Raw genomic sequence first — 5,272 nt, 5'->3', positions numbered from 1 at the left:
ACAGAGCCTGCACTAAAGAAAATGCAAAACTATTAATTTGTTCCTCTAAAGAAATGGATTGTGATTCAGTCAAAACGGCAATTCTTTTACCTAGTAAGTCAATGAGTTGTTGGTCAATTATTTTCAGCTTTTCTGGAAGCATAAGACTTTTCAAATATATGATTAATTTGTTTGCCGTCTTAAAGAGCGATGTCTAAGGGCAAGCTACGCTTAACTGAATATCGCTAAATCTGGGCGTAACTGTGCAGCACCGTGCAAATAGATCGGGCGTAATGCATTCTGAGGTATAGGGGTATTGAAGTGAATTAAGACTCGAATACAGCATTTAAGGCTACTGTTTACCTGCATTTGCTGCACATCCAACAGAGGAACTTGCTCCCACCCCGGACGACGACGCGCCACCGCCGCGGGAAATATTGCATCTAAGTCAGGAGTGGCGGAAAAAGTGACACTAACAATTTCGGCAGGATCTAGCGGATTGTTGACTTCTAAGGCATTCAATAACTCATCCACAGCCTCTGCGATCGCTTGTGGTGAGTTGTGACTAACTGTAGTTGCACCCCGAAGTCCCCGCACCCGCCATTCTCCGAGTGCCGCTGACATCTTAGTTTGTTGATATGTATGTGTAAGCAATGTGAACTTATCCATATTGATTTGACCTTTAAGTACTTAATTTTGGTCTACGACGAAAGATAAACCCAGCGCTTACTACCAACAATGCAGGTAATAATGCAGGTTCAGGAACCTTCTCAATTCGGGTTTGGACAGTTCCTGTATACAGCAAGTTACCTATTGAATTAGGAAAGTCCACATTTGGATAGACATCAAGGATTGCAGTACTTGGGACTGTTGTTCGTAGAGCAGTAGATCCCTCAAATGAACCCTTTGGGTAATGAAAATAGTTCACCAAAGCAAACTCAGACGCTGGCTGTCGTTGAGGAGCGCGTACCTCCCAAAGAAAATCGTCGGTTTCAGGTGCTGTAATACCATCTTCAAGACGGGGTAAAAAAACAATCGGATTACCAACAGTTCCTTGGAAAACTCCCTTCTCACCTAAGTCAAATTTATAATCATATCCCCCGTCAAAATATGTGGTAGCGTTCGGTGAATTCGGAGTTCCTATAGTAGTATCATCGTAAGTAAAATAACCGTTCACTCCCTCACCCTCGAAGCTGAATTTATATAATGCTTGAGCAGAATCTACGTTTAATGTTACTGACACGAGTAATGCTGCTGCGCTTGAAATAGCAGAAAGCGATAACTTATTTAATAGAACCATTTTTATTACCTTTCTAAAAGATTGATTGCCAAAATAGTTACTGAAACTAACCCAAAAAGTCTTATAGTGGAAACTGTTAGCGTTAATAAGTTTTCGCCATTTCATAAATTCGGTTTTAGAAAAGCTCACATATTAAGAGCCGAATATACCTCTGAAACTGATGGCATAAAACCGAACAAACTAACAGAAAAAGACCTAAATATACTCGGATGACTCAGTGTAATTAATCCTGTGCAGATAATAATTGTCGGCGCTGACGACGGAAGATAAACCAAGCACCCACTCCCAGTAATGCAGACACAGATGCAGGTTCAGGAATTTGCTCGATTTTTGTTTTAACAGTTCCTTCAAAGGTGTAGTCTCCCGTCGCATTAGGAAAGTCCCAGTATGGGTAAACTCTGAGCCTAGCGGTATCAAGTACGCTCGTTCGTAAGGCAACAGAATTTGAAAAGCTTCCTTCTGGGTAACTAAAGCGAATTGATAAACCGTATTGCTGCCCACGAGCAGCCGGAGGAACGTAAAGAATAAAGTCATCAGCGCCACCATCGTAGCCCAAATTACCGGCACGCCCAAGATAAACAATATTTCTGGCCTCATCATGTATATCTTGCTGCGATCCTTTTGTTCCCTGAGCCAGAATATTCCCTGCATTAACAAAATACTTTTCTACTGAGCCATCATACTCAGCAAGAGGAAAGTTCGGCCCAAGAGGTTCTATCTTATTAGCTGAATCATCATAAATGAAGTAACCATTTGCTCCTTCACCCTCGAAAGTAAATTTAAAAAGAGCAGCTTCGGCTGGATTTATGCCAACCATTTCTAAAACTAAAAATGCTGCGACGCTGATAGCAGAAGCCATCGAGAATTTCTTCAACAAAGCCATTTTAGTTATCTCGCAATATAGCGATACTTGAATACTAGGAATTTCATTGTTTGGTAAGCGATGCCTACGGCGGGCTACGCCTACGCGGTTCATAAAATACCATCTGTATGTACATAATCCTGATATTGTGAGGGGAATAGCAATACAGTTTTATGCACAATCTCAGATTGATATACGGCTACAATCCTAGTGACGGATCAGAATTCTATCCTCTTGTTGAGAAAGGCTGACTGAGGGAGCAGGAGCAGGGCCTAGCGCGACATCGCCCCAACGCATCACACAACCACCAGCATTAGATGACGAACCCATTGTATATACGAGAACTAGATCGTTTTCACGAATTTTACCTGCGTGGGCGGCGTGATAGAGATTAGCAACGGGAAAAGTTGGCCCAATGTTGGCATATAGAGGATTGATATTGATTGTAAGCTCTGGCTCAATACCTAGAGCGCGGATGCAAACTCGTGAATACCAAGCACTGGGTGTATTAAAAACAAAAAAGTTGATTTGATCTAAGGTGAGTCCAGCATCAGCGATCGCACCGTGGCAACATAGACGAATAAACTTCACCGTTGTCTCGTTAAACATCTTACTTGCACCCTTGCCGCCTCGGATGAACATTTTGACGTTGCCATGCTCATCGGTGGTGAATTCATTATAGAAGGCTCCACAGGTAGCAGCAGTATTGGCAATTTTCGTACCGAGAATACCTTGGTTTGGTTTCAACTTGCCAACTACAAAGGCTCCAGCACCATCGCCTGATAAAAACGCCAGAGTATCATTTTCGTCGGTATAGCGTGAGTAGGTAGTTGAAACAACCACTAACACATTGCGATACTGTCCTGTTTGCACCAAAGAACAGGCTGTCTGAAGCGAAACTAAAGCTGAAGTGCAAGTTGATTCTACATTCCACGCCGCACCTTGTAGTCCTAGTTTCCCAGCGAGAAAGGCAGCATTCCCAGGTGTGATTTGCTCTGGAAACAGTGAAGTAACGAGCATCAGATCGATGTCTTCAGGAGATAGCTTTGCGGCTTCGAGAGCATCGATAGCAGCGCGATATTCTAATGAAAGGGAAGTCTCATCAGCAGCTAACACTCTTCGCTCCACAGTACCACGGAAGGGGTCTGACATATATGGTGCTACCTCTTGCGACCAGATATCATCGTCACTATCAACTGTGGCATTATCGGGTACAAAAAGTTTCGCCAGGGTTTTTTGTTCAGCCTCAGCAACCATCTTGGGGAAATTCTTTCTGTAGTAATCATTTGTGCGGATGATGCTAGGAAAGTTAACTGAGACTGCGCGAATACCTACTGGTTCTAATGTTGTCATGACAAATCTCCTTTTGATTTTGTTTTTGGTGTTACACAAAATAATGAAAAAACGAAAACGAACCGCAAAGGACGCTAAGGACGCAAAGAAATAAGAGTTTTAGAGAGTTGTTGCGTATGTTGTGTTGGTATGATTAGATGCACAGATTTAGGAACGCCCTGTTTTGGCTTCTATGGCTCCTTGGTTAATCAAACTTTGAATGCGACCTCCAATAGGTGCGGGTCGGGTTGGGTCAATCTTCACATCAACAATGAATGGAACAGTAGAAGTAAGTGCTTTTTTTATGGCTGCTTCCAAGTCAGACTCGGTATTAACACAGATGCCGTCAGCTCCCATAGCTCTAGCGATCGCAGCAAAATTAGTACTCGGTATCTCCGTATCTATCGGGACGTTGCTACTTAACCCCTGCAAGGCCATTCCTTGGGCGCACATATTGTAGCGTCCATCGTTGAGGACAATCCAGACAGCTGGAACCTCGAATTTCACTGCTGTGCTAACTTCGTTGTTCATGAGCATTGCTCCATCCCCAACAATCGCCACGGCTTTACCTTTTCGCCCTAGTGCTGTGCCAACTACCCCAGTGGCAGCATGACCCATAGACCCAAAACCAGTACTAATCCGGTAACGATTTGGTTGGTTAAATCGCAGTAAATTAGTTGCCCAAGCAAAGGAGTTACCCGCCTCAGCTAAGATTGAAGCATCACTGCCCTCAATAATCAGCCGTTGAATTGCATCCATCAGAGCTTCGGGTCGCACTAAGCCATTTGGGCGCTGAGTATTTGTGTAGACTTCAGGACGCGGTAGTGAGGAAGTGGGAAACCAATTAAGACGCTCTGGAAGGTGTTTTAATAAAGCTTTGAGGAATTCTTTGATTTCCGAGTGAACAGCGAGAGTCTCTACTGATGGATAAGCCACTCCTGGAACTTGCGGATCGATATCAACATGGACGAACCCATTAACAGGAATCATTGCTGGACTCCAGAATGAAGTCGGCTCACCAAGGCGCGTTCCCAACACTAGTATGCGCTGCGGCCTTTGTTCCTGCATATATTTCAGGACAGATAAATGCCCACTAAAGCCTGTGACACCGATAAACTGGGGATGATGTTCTGGAAAAATGCCTTTGGCGCGAGGTGATGTCATTACCGCCGCCCCAGTTTTTTCTGCCAACTGGCGGATTTCCTCTGCGGCGTGTCGCGCCCCGAAACCAACCCAGATAGCAAAGGATTCTGCTGATAACAGCTTTACACATTCAGCGATCGCTTCTTCACTCGCAGTTGGTACAGATTGAGAAAACGCTGGTTGAGGTAACTGTACTTTTAATGGTGTCGTCTGTATTGGGGTGGGAACACTAATATGGGCTACAAAGCTGCCTGGTTGTGCTAAACCTTGGGCAAGTCTGCGAGAAATTTCTGGCAATTGATCTCCAGACTCTAATATGGTTGCGTAATTGAATAGTGGGCCTGAAGTAAAAATTCCTGAGAAAGGCATTGTGTGGGCGCTGGTTTCTTGACAAGCTCCCCGACCGCGATTTCCAGTTGAGGTTGCAGCCGACAAGAAAATTACCTTTGCTCCTTCCCCGCGGGCAGCAAAAAGCCCAGTCAGAGCATTAGTGATACCAGGGCCTGTAGTAGTGAATACCACGACGGGGCGATCGCTGGCAAAATAAGCCTCGGTAGCAGCAAAGGCTGCACCTGATTCATGGCGAAAGTGAAGCAATTCGATGCTGCTACGGTTTAATGTTGCCCATAATGGCCCAATACCGCCTCCTGAAACAC

At 44.5% G+C, this 5,272-nt stretch carries 5 protein-coding genes; all 5 read right to left on the bottom strand.

What is annotated here, in order from left to right:
• Positions 1 to 210 precede the first annotated feature (210 nt).
• On the bottom strand, positions 211 to 603 hold the full coding sequence (aroH, locus tag IQ229_RS11910; RefSeq protein ID WP_228013402.1) for a chorismate mutase: 393 nt from the start codon (positions 601 to 603) through the stop codon (positions 211 to 213).
• 58 nt (positions 604 to 661) lie between these two features.
• Entirely contained in the window at positions 662 to 1,222 is a 561-nt protein-coding gene (locus IQ229_RS11905; protein ID WP_194043933.1) for a PEP-CTERM sorting domain-containing protein, read from the bottom strand.
• A 280-nt stretch (positions 1,223 to 1,502) separates the two neighbouring features.
• Positions 1,503 to 2,255 carry a PEP-CTERM sorting domain-containing protein gene (locus tag IQ229_RS11900; protein ID WP_194043931.1) on the bottom strand — a complete coding sequence of 251 codons (753 nt, stop codon included), beginning with the start codon at positions 2,253 to 2,255 and terminating at the stop codon, positions 1,503 to 1,505.
• 93 nt (positions 2,256 to 2,348) lie between these two features.
• A complete protein-coding gene (locus IQ229_RS11895; protein ID WP_194043929.1) occupies positions 2,349 to 3,494 on the bottom strand; it encodes a 3-oxoacyl-ACP synthase III family protein in 1,146 nt (381 codons plus the stop codon).
• A 147-nt stretch (positions 3,495 to 3,641) separates the two neighbouring features.
• A partial coding sequence (locus tag IQ229_RS11890) for a thiamine pyrophosphate-dependent enzyme (protein WP_194043927.1) occupies positions 3,642 to 5,272 on the bottom strand: 1,631 nt, incomplete at its 5' end.

Origin of the sequence: Nostoc cf. edaphicum LEGE 07299, from assembly GCF_015207245.1 — a bacterium.
GTDB classification, from domain to species: domain Bacteria; phylum Cyanobacteriota; class Cyanobacteriia; order Cyanobacteriales; family Nostocaceae; genus Nostoc; species Nostoc edaphicum_B.
Note: the sequence above shows the minus strand (reverse complement) of the source record. Positions and strands in the feature narration are given on the sequence as shown.